Source organism: Citrobacter braakii (genome assembly GCF_002075345.1).
GTDB lineage: Bacteria > Pseudomonadota > Gammaproteobacteria > Enterobacterales > Enterobacteriaceae > Citrobacter > Citrobacter braakii.
Genome location: NZ_NAEW01000012.1, coordinates 25,658 through 42,230, shown reverse-complemented (window position 1 = coordinate 42,230; position 16,573 = coordinate 25,658). Strand labels below are relative to the sequence as shown.

General features: G+C 51.6%; 18 protein-coding genes. 8 read left to right on the top strand and 10 right to left on the bottom strand.

The annotated features are described in order from the left end of the window. Positions 1–7 precede the first annotated feature (7 nt). From BZK42_RS20395 to BZK42_RS20360, 8 genes are read right to left on the bottom strand one after another with little or no spacing between them, the layout of a single operon-like run. Positions 8–403 (bottom strand): FAD synthase family protein, encoded by a 396-nt coding sequence (locus tag BZK42_RS20395; RefSeq protein ID WP_047498478.1) that lies wholly within the window; start codon positions 401–403, stop codon positions 8–10. Then, positions 400–843: a flagellar FliJ family protein gene (locus tag BZK42_RS20390; RefSeq protein ID WP_080859959.1), complete on the bottom strand. Its 444-nt coding sequence runs from the start codon at positions 841–843 to the stop codon at positions 400–402. Before BZK42_RS20390 ends, BZK42_RS20395 begins: the two co-directional genes overlap by 4 nt. A gap of 2 nt (positions 844–845) precedes the next feature. Then, a complete protein-coding gene (gene fliI, locus BZK42_RS20385) occupies positions 846–2,186 on the bottom strand; it encodes a flagellar protein export ATPase FliI (RefSeq protein WP_080859956.1) in 1,341 nt (446 codons plus the stop codon). Next, on the bottom strand, positions 2,179–2,889 hold the full coding sequence (gene fliH / locus BZK42_RS20380) for a flagellar assembly protein FliH (protein ID WP_080859953.1): 711 nt from the start codon (positions 2,887–2,889) through the stop codon (positions 2,179–2,181). Before fliH ends, fliI begins: the two co-directional genes overlap by 8 nt. Before the next feature lie 3 nt (positions 2,890–2,892). Then, a complete protein-coding gene (locus BZK42_RS20375) occupies positions 2,893–3,909 on the bottom strand; it encodes a flagellar motor switch protein FliG (protein ID WP_003838846.1) in 1,017 nt (338 codons plus the stop codon). Further along, positions 3,887–5,566 carry a flagellar basal-body MS-ring/collar protein FliF gene (gene fliF / locus BZK42_RS20370; protein WP_080859950.1) on the bottom strand — a complete coding sequence of 560 codons (1,680 nt, stop codon included), beginning with the start codon at positions 5,564–5,566 and terminating at the stop codon, positions 3,887–3,889. The genes BZK42_RS20375 and fliF overlap by 23 nt, the downstream gene beginning before the upstream one ends. A gap of 4 nt (positions 5,567–5,570) precedes the next feature. Then, positions 5,571–5,933 (bottom strand): flagellar hook-basal body complex protein FliE, encoded by a 363-nt coding sequence (gene fliE, locus BZK42_RS20365; RefSeq protein WP_016151827.1) that lies wholly within the window; start codon positions 5,931–5,933, stop codon positions 5,571–5,573. Between the two features lie 47 nt (positions 5,934–5,980). Beyond that, positions 5,981–6,967, bottom strand: coding sequence for a sigma-54 interaction domain-containing protein (locus BZK42_RS20360; protein WP_080859946.1), 987 nt, complete (start codon positions 6,965–6,967; stop codon positions 5,981–5,983). Between the two features lie 594 nt (positions 6,968–7,561). Here BZK42_RS20360 and BZK42_RS20355 point away from each other — a divergent pair. From BZK42_RS20355 to BZK42_RS20325, 7 genes are read left to right on the top strand one after another with little or no spacing between them, the layout of a single operon-like run. Beyond that, complete coding sequence (locus BZK42_RS20355; protein WP_019076071.1) at positions 7,562–8,425, top strand: FliM/FliN family flagellar motor switch protein; 864 nt, start codon at positions 7,562–7,564, stop codon at positions 8,423–8,425. After that, positions 8,418–8,789 carry a FliM/FliN family flagellar motor switch protein gene (locus BZK42_RS20350; RefSeq protein ID WP_016151824.1) on the top strand — a complete coding sequence of 124 codons (372 nt, stop codon included), beginning with the start codon at positions 8,418–8,420 and terminating at the stop codon, positions 8,787–8,789. The genes BZK42_RS20355 and BZK42_RS20350 overlap by 8 nt, the downstream gene beginning before the upstream one ends. Further along, positions 8,786–9,544: a flagellar type III secretion system pore protein FliP gene (gene fliP / locus BZK42_RS20345; protein WP_016151823.1), complete on the top strand. Its 759-nt coding sequence runs from the start codon at positions 8,786–8,788 to the stop codon at positions 9,542–9,544. Before BZK42_RS20350 ends, fliP begins: the two co-directional genes overlap by 4 nt. A gap of 12 nt (positions 9,545–9,556) precedes the next feature. After that, positions 9,557–9,829, top strand: coding sequence for a flagellar biosynthetic protein FliQ (locus BZK42_RS20340; protein ID WP_016151822.1), 273 nt, complete (start codon positions 9,557–9,559; stop codon positions 9,827–9,829). A gap of 1 nt (position 9,830) precedes the next feature. Then, positions 9,831–10,613, top strand: a complete 783-nt coding sequence (gene fliR, locus BZK42_RS20335; RefSeq protein ID WP_046275396.1) for a flagellar biosynthetic protein FliR — start codon at positions 9,831–9,833, stop codon at positions 10,611–10,613. Further along, positions 10,603–11,742: a flagellar biosynthesis protein FlhB gene (gene flhB / locus BZK42_RS20330; protein ID WP_080859944.1), complete on the top strand. Its 1,140-nt coding sequence runs from the start codon at positions 10,603–10,605 to the stop codon at positions 11,740–11,742. Before fliR ends, flhB begins: the two co-directional genes overlap by 11 nt. Further along, complete coding sequence (locus tag BZK42_RS20325; RefSeq protein WP_080859942.1) at positions 11,726–13,819, top strand: flagellar biosynthesis protein FlhA; 2,094 nt, start codon at positions 11,726–11,728, stop codon at positions 13,817–13,819. Before flhB ends, BZK42_RS20325 begins: the two co-directional genes overlap by 17 nt. A 38-nt stretch (positions 13,820–13,857) precedes the next feature. Here the strand turns inward: BZK42_RS20325 and BZK42_RS20320 are convergent, their stop codons facing one another. Beyond that, positions 13,858–14,619 carry a C40 family peptidase gene (locus BZK42_RS20320; RefSeq protein ID WP_016155761.1) on the bottom strand — a complete coding sequence of 254 codons (762 nt, stop codon included), beginning with the start codon at positions 14,617–14,619 and terminating at the stop codon, positions 13,858–13,860. Between the two features lie 349 nt (positions 14,620–14,968). Here BZK42_RS20320 and dpaA point away from each other — a divergent pair, with 349 nt between their 5' ends. After that, positions 14,969–15,709: a peptidoglycan meso-diaminopimelic acid protein amidase gene (dpaA, locus tag BZK42_RS20315; protein WP_016151817.1), complete on the top strand. Its 741-nt coding sequence runs from the start codon at positions 14,969–14,971 to the stop codon at positions 15,707–15,709. On the opposite strand, the gene BZK42_RS20310 is transcribed toward dpaA, so the two are convergent. Further along, positions 15,680–16,447 carry a class II glutamine amidotransferase gene (locus BZK42_RS20310; protein WP_016151816.1) on the bottom strand — a complete coding sequence of 256 codons (768 nt, stop codon included), beginning with the start codon at positions 16,445–16,447 and terminating at the stop codon, positions 15,680–15,682. The genes dpaA and BZK42_RS20310 overlap by 30 nt on opposite strands. Positions 16,448–16,573: the final 126 nt, after the last annotated feature.

Here is a 16,573-nt window from a genome sequence, read left to right as displayed (position 1 = left end):
TCACACTTCACTTGTATCCTTTCACCACCTCAATAATCGAGGTGGTGGATATCGATGGCGTTCTGGGAAAATAGACCACTTCGCACAGGTACGACAAACTATCAAAACGCCCTGCCCAGTCATCGCCCATCACCAGCGTATCGGCGTTAAACTGGCGAATATAGTCCGCTTTTTTCTCCAGCGACTCTTCGAGAAACACGCTGTCCACACATTTCAGCCCGGCAACAATCCCCATGCGATCGCTTTGGCTGTAAACCGGCATCCGGCCTTTTTTCTGCATATTTAGCGCATCTGAAGAGATACCGACGATCAGTCGCTCCCCCAACTGTCCGGCACGTTGCAGAATACGCAAATGCCCGATATGAAAAACATCAAAGGTGCCGAAAGTAATGATCGTTTTCATATCACTCCCAGCGTCTTCTGTCTTAGCCAGCATTGTGCGGCAATTTCATCTACGGCTTTTTGCTCTTTAACCAGTGCCTCATTGCTCAGTTCATCGCGCTTATCATAGAGCGTCATGGCGACAATTTTCTCTTCACATGCCGCTGACACCAGGTTTTTCTGAATACGCTGCTCTTTGATTTTAGCCAGCGTTTTCTCCTGCTCTTGCCAGGCAATAACCGTGCGCAGCGTGCCTTTGTATCCGGTCACATTTTTGAGTGATTCAACGCAAGGCACCTCCACGCCGGTGCCGGTTTTTTGAATCAGGTAGCCCAGCGCTTTGATGTTATTGTCAAAACCGATGCAAACTTGTTGCTGTTTAGCCAGCTGTACCGTCATATCTTTGACTGATTTATCCCGCAGGCGCTGCAGTTGCGCCAGGGTATCGATAATTTGCCGCATGATTATTTACCTTCCGTTTTCTTTGCCTGCGGGAAAAGGGCCTGTAAGCGGCTTTGCACCAGCTCCAGAGAGGCCGGTTCACTGACTTCCTGGCGCAGAAAACGCTCAATGGCGGGGAACACTTTGACGGCCTTATCCACGCCGGGATCGGCTCCTGCAACATATCCTCCCAACGGGATCAGCGGCTTAATTTCCATATAGGCGGCATAGTTCTGTTTGAGCAGGCGGGCCGACTGCTGATGCGCGTGGGGCGTTACCTGGGTCATGCATCGACTGATCGACTGCCCGATATCAATAGCCGGATAATGTCCGGCCTCCGCCAGCTTACGGGTCAGAACAATGTGCCCGTCCAGCACCGCACGCGCGCAGTCGACGATCGGATCCTGCTGATCGTCTCCTTCCGCCAACACCGTATAAATGGCGGTCATTGACCCATCGCTTTCACTGTTCCCAGCGCTTTCCACAAGCTTTGGGATCATGCCGAACGCCGACGGTGGATAGCCTTTCGTCGCCGGAGGTTCACCCAGTGACAACGCAATCTCGCGCTGCGCCATGGCATAACGGGTTAACGAATCCACCAGCAGCAAAACGTGATGTCCGCGATCGCGAAACCAGGCGGCAATAGAGTGGCAAAGCTCGGTGGCTTTCAAACGCATTAACGGCGACTCATCCGCAGGCGCCGCCACGATAATTGATTTTGCCAACCCTTCCGCGCCCAGAGCGTGATCGATAAACTCCTTCACCTCGCGGCCACGCTCGCCAATTAACCCCACCACCACGATGTCGGCCTTGGTCTGGCGGGTGATCATCCCCAGCAGTACGCTTTTCCCCACGCCGCTGCCGGCCATCAATCCCACGCGCTGGCCTTTGCCGATAGTTAGCAGACCGTTGATTGCTTTAACGCCAACATCCAGCGGTTGGTTCACCGACCGACGCGTGAGGGGGTTAATGGAAGGTGCCTGAGGCGGCAATACGTCATTGCCCGTCAGACGCCCTTTAGCATCCAGCGGTTCGCCCAGACCATTGACTACTCGCCCCAGCCAGCTTTCGCTGATCAGGATCTCCTGGGTTTTTTCTTCGGGGAAAACGCGCGCACCCGCTATCAGTCCGACGGGATGCTTGAAGGGCATCAGGTAGGTGATATCGCGGTTAAACCCCACAGCCTGCGCGTCGATCAACGTATGGTCGGCGCTTTCGACGCGGCACAGCTGGCCGGTCGCCAGCGGACAGCCCACGCTCTCCAGCAAAATGCCGTTTACGCGCACCAGTCGCCCGGCAACCCGGGCTAAAGGGATCGACTCAATGGAACGCAGCGCGTTGTCAACGCTGGACAGGTCACTCACCCGTCGGCTCCGGCAAAAGCGACTCTTTGAGCGCCGACATACACTGGTCGAGTCGATGTTCGCAACCAATATCCAGCTCGGATTTATCGGTAATCACCCGACACTCGCCCGCCTGCAGTTCGGGTGATGGGGTCAGCCCCCATTCAGCGACCTTCTCCGGGGCAGCATCTTTGATACGGTTAAATTCTTCATGACTTAGCAGGACCTGTAGCGACTCAGGCATCGCAGGAAAGGCCGAAATCGCCTCTTCAACCAGCGACAGTAACTGCGTCGGTTGCAGCGCCAGCTCGCAACGAATCACCTGGCGAGTGACCTTTTCAACCAGTTGCAGCAGATCTTCCCGCTGTTTACGCTGAATGTGCGCCAGGTAGTCGTTCACTTTGCCAGTGATGGTTTCCAGCGGTTGCGCTGCTTGCTCAAACTGCTTACGCCCTTCCTGCTGCCCGGCCAGGCTGCCTTCAGTGTATCCCTGACGACGGCCTTCTTCGTGCCCCTTCTGATGACCTTCCTGAAAGCCCTGCTCCTGACCTTCCGTCATCCCCTGTTCAAAACCTTTTTGCAGGCCTTCCTGGAAGCCGTCCATCAGTTGGCGCTGATAATCCGCAGGCGTGATCCCCGGCGTGAGCTGTTCAGCCTGCAAATGGCGCTGGCGAGGAGGAAAGCGGTGCAGTCGGTAACGACCACGAATGGTTTCAATCGCCATGTGTTACTCCGCCGTCTGTTCAGCAAACAGCTGTAGCTGAATTTCACCCGCTTCCTCAAGCTCGCGGGCAATCCCCATGATTTCACGGCGGATCTGTTCAATACGGCTCACCGGAACCGGACCCAGGCGCGACGTTATCGCCTCCAGCTGTTGTACCTGACGCTTAGGCATCACGGCATAAATCGAACGGCGCAACAGCGCTTCGGTACCTTTCAGCGCCACAGCCCAGTCTTCCATCGGTACTTCATCAAGGAGACGACGGCGCACCTCATCACTTTGGCGGCTCAGGATAAAGAAGTCGTACATTTCGTCCTGCAACTGCTCAAGAACATCTTCATCGCGTTCACGCAGCTGATCGAGGATCACCTGTTGGTTACCCTGGAAGCGGTTAACGATATCCGCGGCCTGCTTGATCCCCTTCACTTTCGAACCATGTTCGGACAGCACCGACAGCCCACGTTCGATCAACCGATCCAGCTCATCCACAACATCACGATTCACATCGTTGAGCTTAGCAACCCGATAGAGGATCTCGTTTTGCACCGACTCATTCATGTAAGACAGTACCGTGGCCGAGATCTCCGGCGTCAGGAAGGCAAGGAAGACGGCCTGCAATTGTAAATGTTCTTCTGAGATCAGTATCGCCAACTGGCGCGGTTCCACCCACTGTAAACGCGCCATCCGCGAGCGGATCTCATCACCATAAATGCCGTTGATCACGCTGCTGGCGATTTCTGTTCCCAACGCTTTATTGAGGATCCCTTGCAGCATGGAACGCGAGGCACCGTTGATGCCGCTCTGCTCGCGGAACTCATCAAAAAAGTTATTGATCACTTTTTTCGCCATGCTGGTTTTCACGCCAGACAGACGCGCCATGTTTTCACTCAGACGAACCACCTCTTCACGGCTGAGCTTTTGCATCACCGTGGCTGCCGCCTCCTCGCCCAGACACAGCAATAAAATTGCGGCCTGTTCCAGGTAGCTGTTGTTACTGCCGTTATTTATTGTCAATTCGCTCATTGCTGGTAATCCATTGTCTGAGAACTTCAGCTACGCGATCGGTGTCGCTCATCGCCAGTTTTTGCAGGAACTCCAGCTTCACTTCCAGACCGGAACTCTGCGAAGGCAGGCTGTCGTCACCAGGGAAAGAAGGCAGTTCGATATTTTTGCGTTCATCTTCAGCAGCCGCAAAATGGGGCTTGTCCGCAGGGATCGCGATCGGTGCGGCGTCCAGCGCCAGTTCAGGCGTAGAGTTCCGGCGGCGCTCGACAGTCAAACGTTTCATGACCGGGCGCACGACAAACAGCAGCAGCAGTAACGCCAGCAGGCCACAGCCAATTAAGCGAACCCAGGCCAGAATGCTGTCATCCTTCCATAAAGGCAGCGTCGGCTCGACGGGGATCGACTGCGGCACAAAGTTGAGCAGGGATAAGGACAGATTGTCGCCACGCTTTGCATCAATCCCGGCAGCGTTATTCAACAGCGCCGTCAGCTGCGTGGTTTGTTCCGGTTTCCAGTTCTTTAATGCCGGCGCGCTCTGGTTGAGGACTATGGCCACATTTAAACGTTTGATGTCGAATCCAGGGTGCTGGATATGTTCAACGCTACGGTCCCAGGAGTAGTCGCGTTTGTTCTCGCTATGTTTTGACAGCGCGGCTGGCTGGCGTGAATCCTCAGGCGTCGTCCCTGTGGCGCCATTTCCCACCGGGTTTGCCGCCAACGGAGGACGATTGCTCAGCGAGCCGGGGATCCCCATGGCGATTTGGTTGGTATCACTATCGAGTACCGTTTCTTCACGATTAACCTTCGGCGTGTCACCGTAATGCTCCTGGGTTTCATCGATATTGCTCAGATCGAGATCCGGCATCACGCTCACGCGGTAGTTGCCGGTTCCGACCAGCGAGTCGAGGACATTGGCGAGACTGGCGCGGGTCTTATCCTGAATATCTTTGAGGATCTGGTCGCGCTTACGCGTCGCCGCAGAAACGGCTTCTCCCGCGCCAATGCCGTCGGACAGTAAATTCCCCGCCTGGTCGACAACGCTAACCTTCGACGCATTCAAATTGGGCACACTGCCGGACACCAGATGCACAATGGCATTTACCTGGTCCATGTCCAGCTTGCTGCCATAATGCAGACGCACTACTACTGAAGCACTGTTTTGCGGCTCATCGCTGACGACAAATGAACTCTCTTCATTCAGCGCCAGATGCACGCGGGCACTCTCGACGGCGTCCAGCGTCATGATGCTCTGCGCCAGTTCACCTTCCAGACTCCGCTTATAGCGGACGTTCTGCACAAACTGACTGGCGCCCAGCACTTCGTCTTTATCCATCAGCTCGTAGCCGCTGGGCAGCATGGCTTGCACGCCTTTCGCCGCCAGCGTCATCCGCGTTTTCGACAGCGCCTCTTCCGGAACCAGAATTTGCCCGCTTTGCGGGTCGATACGATATTCCAGCTTTTCACCATCCAGCACGGTGACTATTTGTGAAACCGGGAGATGTTCCTGACTACCGTACAGCGAAACATAGCCGTGATTGCTGTTCCACAGCACGCTGACAATAATGGCAGTCGCCGCAATGGCCGCTGCCGCCAGTAACGCCAGACGTTTATTACCATCCAGGCGAAAAGAGAACGAGGGTAAAAACTGAGTGAGTTTTTTTATTAATTCATTCATAGCGTTAGACTGACATGCTCATCAGGTCATTGAATCCGGAAGCGACTTTATTTCTGACCTGAACCAGAGCAGAAAACGATAACGATGCCTGCTGACTGGCAATCATGGCCCCCGCCAGGTCGTCGCTTTTCCCCATCTCAATGGCCGTTTGTTTTTGCTCCGCGACCTGCTGAAATTGATCAACATGATTCAGCGCGCCTTGCATGACGTGGTCGAACGAGACCGGAGATGATGCCGACTGGGCGCCCACGGCGTTAATCTGCATCGGCGAAAGGACAGGCACCTGAGCGACCGCTTTCATCTGCTGCATGTCCTGCATCATTTGCGTCTGCATCGTACTGGCTGGGGCTATCGTATTTATGCTCATGACCTACTCTTAAAATTAAAAAAGCGTTCTCGCTACCACAGACTGATTCAGGAAAAGATCTCTATTCCCTGTTTTCGCATTGACGCCAGACGATAACGAAGCGCGCGTGGGGTAATGCCTAATAAATCAGCAATTTTGGTTTTATTACCCTGATATTTACGCATCAGGTCAGCGATATATTGATACTGCGCGCTACGGCCATGCTGCCCCAGATTATCGCTGGTCGTTATTGGCATACTGGGCTTTGGCTGCCATTGCGGTTCGCTCCAGGAATCAGATTCAATGGATGGCAGACCTAAGGTATCGGGATAAATGACACCATCACGATTCAGGATCATTCCCCGTTGGATAGCGTTCTCAAGTTGACGCACGTTCCCCGGCCATTCGTAGCTGAGTAACGCCCGGCGTGACGATTCAGAAAGCTTGATATTTTTAACCAGTACCGTGGAGTATTTTTTGATAAACGACTCCGCCAGCGGAATAATGTCTTCCATACGCTCGCGCAGCGGCGGCATCGTCAACGGAATAACTGACAACCGATAATAGAGATCTTCTCTGAAGCGTCCTGCAGCCACTTCTTCTTCAAGATTTTTATTGGTACAGGCAATTAAACGGAAGTTCAGTTTGATTAAACGATTACTGCCTAAGCGCTCAACCTGTTGCTCCTGCAATACACGCAATATTTTAGCCTGTAGCGCTAAAGGCATATCGCCAATCTCATCCAGTAATAATGTACCGTTATTGGCTAATTCCATTTTCCCCGGCACGGTCGCCACTGCTCCGGTGAATGCCCCTTTATCATAACCAAACAATGTGGCTTCGAGCATATTTTCAGGGATAGCGGCGCAGTTCACTCCAATATAGGGGGCCTGTGGCTCCTGCGCAAACGCAATTGAATGGATAAATTTGGCAATACATTCTTTACCAGTACCGGTTTCACCATGGATAAGCACTGGAACATTAAACGCAGCAATACGCCTTGCCATTGAAAAAATATTGATACTGGAGGCTGCTTCGGCAATAAGTTCAAACATGATTATTTTACACTTAGAAGTAAAGTTAACATCCGTTACGAGAAATATACAAATCATTCCAAAGCACAATCATCGAATAATAGATATCGCCCGTGCCATGTTTTAATCCCATCCTTGCTCATGTTTTACCGCCCCATCAAAGGGCAGCCCTATCGAAGACTATTTCAAAATAGGGTTTTTCCTAAAAAAATAGTAACACCGGTGCCTTTAACAATCTTAAATTAAAAGATAATAAAATTATTATTCTATAAAAAACAATAAGTTATGCATATGCCAGTATGAAACCAAGGCATGCAAGACATGCCTTACCAAGGTAAGAGGATTAGCGGGGAGCATCACGTATACGTAATTAATTATTTTTTAATTATAACCTGGCACCATTAATAACTTGCAGAGGAGAGAGGTAAAATATCTAATATCCAGCCCTACATCAGAGACGAGAGTAGGTACTGCATTTCATATCTAATGGACTTCAACAATATGAGAAAGCGTCAAGGATGAACCATAAATTAAATGGAGTAGTATTTTCTTTTATAACCGCGGGATTTGATATCAACTCATCCGCCCCAGAAATTACAGCTGAGAAAGCGTACTATGCTGAAATATAGTCAAACGCCCGGAATCTTTAAACTTGAAGGCAACCGGCTTGGGCGTCCTTATCATCGTCTGCCGACTATGTTTACGGGTAATTTTGATACAATTGAATCACATCTCGGAAACTATTTTCTGAAAAAACATCGCACAAATATAACACTCAGAAAAATACAATGTGAGATGGACGTTATCAATAAAAGCGCTGAGTTATTAGTCTCGCAGGTTGGACATTTGGCTTTTGATATCGATCGCGCGTTATTGTTAATGTTATTAGGTAACTTTTATGGCCTGACTTCATCGCTTGCAGACGAAAATTCAGAAGATGATTTACCAACCAAGACGGAAACCCGGCTGAGAAGCAGGCTGGCGCTGGATATTAGCAATATCATCTTTAATAAAAACATATCAGGCATTCCGCTGACGCTTAAACCTGACAGCAGTACCGTACAAACACATTGGGCTTATCAGCTCACTTTTGTTTTAGGTGATGAGGAGAATTGCAGTTTCCGCATCTTACTGGACGATTCCCATACCGATTACATTCTGAATTTAATCCGCCGTAGCGAGCACGGCGAGAAGAAAAAGCAGGTTGATAAAGCCAACGTTGAGATGCGTAAAAAAACGCTGATTAAAGAAATCATTCATACGCTGCCGCTGACCATGAACGTCAAGATTGCAGAAATTCCCCTCAATGTCGCCGACCTGACGACAATTAAACCCGGGGATATTTTACCTATCGCAATGCCTGAAACTTTCCCTGTTTATATTGGGAAATCCGAATTATTTAATGCCCTGATCGTAGAGGACAAAGACAAACTGTTTTTATCCGAATTAACGAGCAAGACGGAGAAATCCTATGAGTAAGCCAGAAGATATTTTAGAGCAAGGTTTCGAGTTAGCGCCCGAAACAACCACGCCAACGGCACCGTCGGCAACAGAAACGTTGGTGGCGCGTTTAGAAGACCGCTTTTCCGAGTCGATGTCATTACTCAAACGTATTCCGGTCACGCTAACGCTGGAAGTGTCATCCGTGGAAGTGATGCTGTCCGATCTGCTGAACATTGATGACGACACCGTCATTGAGATGGACAAGCTTGCCGGTGAACCGCTGGATATTAAGGTTAATAACATCCTGCTGGGCAAGGCTGAAGTGGTGGTGGTCAATGAAAAATATGGCCTGCGCGTCCTTGAATTCAACACGCATGAAATCAACGACCTGGCACCATGAAACGCGCACCAACCCTCACGCTCATACTGGGTATCTCATTACTCATCCTTTCTCCCTTTGCCTGCGCGCAAGGGGGAGATATCCCGTTGCTGAATGTGATTTCACACGGTAATAGCCAGGAATACAGCGTAAAAATCCAGGTCCTGATCCTGATGACCCTGGTGGGCATTCTGCCAACCCTGGTACTGATGATGACCTGCTTTACGCGTTTTATTATTGTTCTCTCCCTGCTGCGCCAGGCGTTGGGGCTACAGCAAACGCCACCCAACCGCATACTGATAGGCATTGCGCTGTCGTTAACCATGCTGGTGATGCGTCCGGTCTGGATCAACATTTACGACCACGCGGTTGTGCCTTTTGAAAACGATCAAATCACACTCCCTGACGCCCTGAGCACTGCCGCCTCACCCCTGAAGCGCTTTATGCTGGCGCAGACTAACAAAAAAGCGATTGCGCAGATCATGACGATCGCCAACGCGAAAGGTAATGCAGCCGATCAGGATCTCTCCATTATCGTCCCGGCGTATGTGCTGAGCGAACTTAAAACCGCCTTCCAGATAGGCTTCATGATTTACATCCCGTTCCTGGTGATCGACCTGATCGTCGCCAGCGTGCTGATGGCGATGGGGATGATGATGCTGTCCCCGCTGATCGTTTCCCTCCCCTTTAAGCTGATGCTGTTTGTGCTTATTGACGGCTGGGCGCTGACCGTCGGTACGCTGACCTCCAGTATTCGCGGTCTGGGACTGGGCTAACGGAGATCGGATATGTTAACCATTGATGTAGCCGCAGATATCGTCGCCAGCGGCATAAAAGTCGTGATCATTTTAGTCTGCGTGTTGGTCGTTCCCAGCCTGCTGGTGGGGATGCTGGTCAGCATTTTTCAGGCCGTTACGCAGATTAACGAACAAACGCTCAGCTTTTTGCCCAGGCTTATCGTCACCCTCGCAGTTTTGGGCATTAGCGGAAAATGGATGATCGTCCAGTTAAGCGATCTCTGCGTGCATCTGTTCACTCAGGCCGCCATTCTGGTGCACTGACATGCGCGAAACAGACGTTACACAATTAAGTAACCTGATACTGGGCATGTGGTTTCCATTCGTGCGCATTATGGCGTTTATTCACTACGCGCCGGTACTGGATAACGCGGCGCTCACGGTGCGAATACGCATAATTTTGTCCCTGGCGCTGGCCTTTATCATTACGCCGCTTATTCCCCATCCGGTTCCTGACAGCCTGCTGTCGATCAACAGCATTATTTTGACCGCAGAGCAGTTTCTGTGGGGCATGCTTTTCGGCCTGATGCTGCAGTTTTTATTTTTAGCGCTGCAGCTGGCGGGCCAGATCCTCTCTTTCAATATGGGGATGAGCATGGCGGTGATGAACGACCCCAGCAGCGGCGCATCAACGACGGTACTGGCGGAGATGATCAACATCTACGCGGTGATCCTGTTCTTTGCGATGGATGGGCATTTGCTGCTGGTGAGCATTTTATTCAAAGGCTTTACTTACTGGCCGATTGGTAATGCGCTGCATCCACAATCTTTGCGCACCATTTCCCTGGGGCTGGGCTGGGTATTTGCCGCGGCCACCCTGCTGGCGCTACCGACAACCTTTATCATGTTGATTGTCCAGGGCTGCTTTGGCCTGTTGAACCGCATTGCGCCTCCGCTCAACCTGTACTCGTTAGGTTTTCCGATCAACATGCTGGCGGGTCTTGTCTGCTTTGCGACTCTGCTTTACAACCTGCCCGACCACTATTTGCACCTGGCAAATTTCGTCTTGCAGCAACTTGACGCGCTCAAGGGGCACTATGGCGGATAGCAGCAGCGAAGAAAAAACAGAAAAACCCTCGGCGCAAAAACTTCGCAAAGCCAGGCAAGAGGGGCAAATTCCGCGCTCAAAAGATATGGGGCTTGCCGCCAGTCTGTTTGCCGCGTTTATGGTGATCTCCAGCAGCTTCCCCTGGTATGAAGATTTTGTCCGCGAAAGCTTTATCAGTGTGCATCAGTATGCGCAGAACATTAATGATCCGGACATTATCGGCCAGTTCCTTGAGCACCATCTGCTGATTTTAGCCAAGTTCATCCTGACGCTGTTACCCATGCCGGTTGCCGCGCTGTTTGCCTCGCTGATTCCCGGAGGCTGGCTGTTCCTGCCGAAGAAAATTTTGCCGGACTTTAGCAAATTAAGCCCGCTCAAAGGGATTGGCCGTCTGTTTTCCACCGACCATCTAGTGGACACCGGCAAGATGACGCTCAAAGCGATGGTACTGCTGGTGATGCTGTGGATTAGCGTGCGCAATAACGTTGCCGCCTTTCTGGGGCTACAGGAGCTGTATTTCAAACAGGCCGTCAGCGATGGCCTGGCGCTGTACAGCAGCATCATGCGCAACTTTGTCATCCTGTTTATTTTTTTCGCTCTGATTGATGTTCCTCTGGCGAAAAAAATGTTCACCAAAGGGTTGAAGATGACCAAACAGGAAGTGAAGGAAGAGTATAAAAATCAGGAAGGTAAGCCGGAGGTACGGGCCAGGATCCGTCGCCTGCAACGGCAAATGGTGATGGGGCAAATTCGCAAGGTGGTGCCAAAAGCCGATGTGGTGATCACCAACCCAACCCACTATGCCGTGGCGCTACAGTATGACCAGTCGCGCGCCGCCGCGCCCTTCGTTGTCGCCAAAGGCACCGATGAAATCGCGCTGTATATCCGTCAGGTGGCGGCGGAGAGCAATATTGAGATTGTTGAATTTCCTAAGCTGGCGCGCTCCGTTTATTACACCACCCAGGTCAATCAACAGATCCCATTTCAACTTTATCGGGCGATAGCACACGTCCTGACCTATGTACTGCAAATGAAGCACTGGCGTGACGGTTCACAAGCACGCCCTTCGCTGAACAGACATATTTCCATTCCAAAAGAGGTTCTTAAACTGGATGCCGAAAACAACTAAACAATTCCTCGCGCTGCTGCGTAACGGTAACATCGGCATTCCGCTGGTCATACTGTCTATCCTGGCGATGGTGATCCTGCCATTACCACCGGCCGTGCTGGATATTCTGTTCACCTTTAACATCGTGCTGGCGGTGATGGTGCTGTTGGTGGCCGTTTCCGCGAAACGCCCGCTCGAATTCAGCCTGTTCCCGACCATTTTGCTGATCACCACCTTAATGCGCTTGACGCTGAACGTAGCATCAACGCGCGTGGTGTTACTGCACGGCCATATGGGCGCAGGCGCTGCCGGTAAGGTGATTGAGTCCTTTGGTCAGGTGGTGATCGGCGGTAACTTTGTCGTCGGTTTTGTGGTGTTCATCATCCTGATGATCATCAACTTTATCGTGGTTACCAAGGGTGCCGAGCGTACCTCCGAGGTTTCGGCCCGCTTTACGCTGGACGCCATGCCCGGAAAGCAGATGGCGATCGACGCCGATCTGAACGCAGGCCTGATTAATCAGGCCCAGGCGCAGGCACGACGTAAAGATGTGGCGGGCGAAGCGGATTTCTATGGCGCAATGGACGGTGCGTCGAAGTTCGTGCGCGGTGATGCCATCGCCGGGATGATGATCCTGGCCATCAACCTGATAGGCGGCGTCTGTATCGGTATTTTTAAATACGATTTAAGCGCCGAAGCCGCCTTCCAGCAATACGTACTGATGACCATCGGCGACGGTCTGGTCGCCCAGATCCCGTCTCTGCTGCTGTCGACGGCGGCGGCGATTATCGTTACTCGCGTGAGCGACAGCGGTGATATCGCCACAGACGTGCGTAGCCAACTGCTGGCCAGCCCCTCCGTACTCTTTACCGCCACCAGCATTATGTTTGTACTGGCGGTGGTACCGGGAATGCCGCATTTCCCGTTCCTGGTGTTCAGCGCCCTGATGGGTTTCACCGCCTGGCGTATGAGCAAGCGCCCGAAGGTGGCTGAAACTGAAGAGAAAAATCTTGAGACGCTGACCAAAACTATCGTTGAAACCACCGAGCAACAGGTCAGTTGGGAAACTATCCCTTTGATCGAGCCAATCAGCCTGAGCCTGGGGTACAAGCTGGTATCGCTGGTAGACAAATCCAAAGGGAATCCGCTCACTCAACGTATTCGCGGTGTACGGCAGGTTATCTCAGACACTAACGGCGTGCTGCTCCCGGAAATTCGCATCCGCGAAAACTTCCGTCTAAAACCGACCCAGTACGCCATTTTTATCAATGGGATCAAGGCTGATGAGGCTGATATTCCCTCAGATAAGTTGATGGCGCTGCCCTCCAGTGAAACGTATGGCGAGATCGATGGTGTTTTAGGCCACGATCCGGCCTATGGTATGCCGGTGACGTGGATTGTCCCGGCGCAAAAAGCCAAAGCGCTAAATATGGGGTATCAGGTCATTGATAGTGCCAGCGTCATTGCGACACATGTGAATAAGGTCATTCGCAACTTTATTCCCGACCTGTTTAACTACGATGATATTACCCAACTGCATAACCGCCTCTCTTCGATGGCCCCCCGTCTGGCGGAAGATCTGAGCGCGGCGCTGAATTACAGCCAGCTCTTGAAGGTTTATCGGGCGCTGCTGGTCGAAGGCGTGCCGCTGCGCGATATCGTTACCATTGCCACCGTACTGGTCGCCAGTAGCGCCGTCACTAAAGATCATATTCTGTTGACGGCAGATGTGCGTCTGGCGCTCCGTCGCAGCATTACCCATCCGTTTGTGCGCAAAGATGAGCTGGCGGTCTACACGCTGAATAATGAGCTGGAGAATCTGCTGGCTAATGTAGTGAATCAGGCTCAGCAAAGCGGCAAAGTGGTGCTCGATAGCGTACCGGTCGATCCTAATATGCTGAATCAGTTCCAGACCAATATGCCGCAGATTAAAGAACAGATGAAAGCCGCGGGTAAAGAGCCGGTACTGCTGGTCGCACCGCAGCTACGTCCTCTGCTTGCGCGCTATGCGCGCCTGTTTGCACCAGGCTTACAGGTGTTGTCATATAACGAAGTTCCGGATGAGCTGGAATTAAAGATCATGGGGGCGTTGAGTTAACCCCTGACGAGGCGGTGCCATTCGCACCGCCTTTTTGATTACAGAATGGTATTTTCCGTCAGAATACGACGAGCGCCGAGATAATGATCCTGCCAGAAGTCATCGGATAAATTGCTCACCCGAATCGTTTCTCCCGTACGCGGCGATTCAATAAATTGTCCCTGCCCCAAATAGACGCCCATATGATCGGCAATATCCCGACTGTGAATATGAAAGAACAATAAATCACCACGACGAAGGTCGCGATTAGCGACGATGGTCGCCCGCCGATAGTGATACATTTCATTCGCCGTACGTGGCAATTTTGCTGCCAGAATTTTGTTGTAGGCATAAAAGATCAGCCCGCTACAGTCAAAGCCTTGTTCCGGGCTGGTCCCGCCCCACAAATAGGGTTTACCTAACTGCTGCTCAAGACGGTGGATTGCCACTTCGGTTATGTTGTGCAGATGATCGCTACTGAGAAAATGGTCATTCTCAGCCAGCTCCTGCCAGCGTTGATCGCTCGCTTTTAGTGGCCCCGGGAACCACTCCGGGTGCTGTTTAATCAGCGTCCTGTTTTGCTGGCGCAGCGCGCTTTTACTTTGCGCATTACCTTCCACCACATAACTTGCCTGCTTTTTTACCTGCGCGTGGTACTGCTTCAGCAGCCGGGCGCGGTTACGCATGCGTAATTGCGCCGCATAGCTTAAATGGGCGTCAGATAAGAGGGGCTGAACTTTGGCGACAGACGGCGAGGACAACACAACACACAAAGACAGCAGACCCGGCAAAAAGCGTCGGGGCGCAGAGACAAAAGACATGAAAACAACACTACCTAATCAAACACGTTCGCCGCAGTCTACCGCTATTGCCGGGCATTCCATTTTAATATTCGATTATTAAATTATTAATTTTTTAAATTCAATATATTAGGAATTCTGCACTCAGAAGACTTAATGACGTGCGCTAACCCACAAAATACGTCAGTGTCTGACTGCCTTTAAGCACAATTTTCCGTATAAAGAAAATCTAAAGTGTAAACGCCGCACGAGAGACTTGCGAAAAACTCTCTGGGTGATAATGTGAGCGCTCCAGATCCAGATTTATCCGATTTGGGAACTCTTTTTGCCGTCCTGGCGTGTGTAATCGTTTTATCAAGGAATAAGCAGTATGCGTAAAATCGCATTTTTTCTTGCGATGCTTTTATTGCCGTGCGTTTCATTTGCCGGTTTGCTGAGCAGCAGCAGCCCGACTACGCCTGTCAGCAAAGAATATAAGCAGCAATTAATGGGCTCCCCCGTCTATATCCAGATCTTCAAAGAAGAGCGAACGCTGGATCTGTACGTCAAGATGGGCGAACAGTATCAATTGCTCGACAGCTATAAGATCTGCAATTATTCCGGCGGCTTAGGTCCGAAACAGCGTCAGGGCGATTTCAAAAGCCCGGAAGGGTTTTACAGCGTACAGCGCGGACAGCTGAAACCGGATAGCCGCTTTTATAAAGCGATTAACATTGGTTTCCCTAACGCCTACGACCGCGCACACGGTTATGAAGGTAAATACCTGATGATCCACGGCGCCTGCGTTTCCGTCGGCTGCTACGCAATGACCGACAACGGCATTGATGAGATTTTCCAGTTTGTCACCGGCGCACTGGTGTTTGGGCAGTCCAGCGTGCAGGTTAGCATTTATCCATTCCGCATGACCGACGCCAACATGCAGCGCCATAAGTTCTCGTATTACAAAGAATTCTGGGCGCAGCTAAAGCCTGGCTACGATTACTTTGAGCAAACGCGTAAGCCACCGACCGTTTCCGTCGTCGATGGCCGTTACGTTATCAGCAAGCCGTTGAGTCACGAAGTGGTTCAGCCGCAACTGGCATCAAACTATACGCTCCCCGAGACAAAATAACGCCCACTCGCCTGGCATAATCTTTTGCCAGGTTTCATTGCCGGTTAGCGGCTGAGTGGCAATCACGGTGACCACATCATTGGGTGTGGTCTCTGAGCTAAAATCGATTTCCACATCCTGATCCAGCAGTGTCGCCACGCCAAACGGCGCACGACGGGTGATCCAAAACAGGTTGGTCGAGCAGAAAGCCATCACATAACGCCCGTCAGACAACAGCATGTTGAAGACGCCCTTCTCACGCAATTCTCCTGCCAGCATCGCGATATATTTAAACACTGCCGTCATATTGCCAGGCGTACGCGGATAACGTTCAGTCAGCTTGTGGAGCAGCCAGCAGAAAGCTTTTTCGCTGTCGGTTTCCCCGACCGGGCGGAAATTACCGGTTTCCAGCGATTTATAGCCGCTGAGCTGTCCGTTATGAGCGTACGTCCAGTTACGTCCCCACAGTTCACGCGTAAATGGATGGGTGTTTTCCAATGCCACTTCGCCACGATTCGCCTGACGAATATGGGCAATCACGGAACAGGATTTGATGGGATAGTCTTGTACCAGTTTGGCGATAGGCGAATTAAAGCTGGGTTGCGGATCTTTAAACGTACGGCAGCCCTTACCTTCATAAAACGTAATACCCCAGCCGTCTTTGTGCGGCCCGGTACCTCCGCCGCGCTGAACCAGCCCGGTGAAGCTAAAGCAGATATCGGTTGGCACATTGGCGCTCATCCCGAGCAGTTCGCACATACATCACCTCCACAAACGCCTTTAAGCGGGAAGGCGTAATTGTTGCAGCCAGTTTAGATTCGGACAGCGCGCAGAAACCGGAGCGTACACGTAGTACGTGAGGATTTCGGGCACTGCCCGGATTCA